The organism is Undibacterium sp. Ji49W (assembly GCF_049340205.1).
Taxonomy (GTDB): domain Bacteria; phylum Pseudomonadota; class Gammaproteobacteria; order Burkholderiales; family Burkholderiaceae_D; genus Undibacterium.
Window position 1 is genome coordinate 1 of record NZ_JBMPOW010000064.1, and the last position, 338, is coordinate 338.

General features: G+C 54.1%; 1 protein-coding gene. It reads right to left on the reverse strand.

What is annotated here, in order from left to right; translation table 11 throughout:
* On the reverse strand, window positions 1–338 hold a 338-nt coding region (locus ACO0LK_RS27045; RefSeq protein WP_422980614.1), incomplete at both ends, for a hypothetical protein.

The window sequence follows — 338 nt, forward strand, 5'->3', positions numbered from 1 at the left end:
GTGGCTGTCAGTGTGTTGGAGACGCCGGTACCGGTCAGTTGGTCTTCGTCTTGCAGGCTGTTGATACGGGCATTGCCGCCTGGTGTGTAGACTTGTGGGGCTGTGAATGTTTCGCCGGAAACAATGTCAGTACCGTTAGTCAGGACGATTTGGGAGCCTGGGCTGTTAGTGACAATCGCTGCGATGGTTGCATCAACGGTTGTTTGTGCTGTGGCCAGTGTCGCTGCGTCAACAACTTTGCTCAGCCATACTTTGGCTGTGGCGTTGGCATCTACACCTGCGTAGGCGGTGATTTCTTTGGTGGTGTCAACAGCTGTGGTGAAGGATGTTGCAGCAGT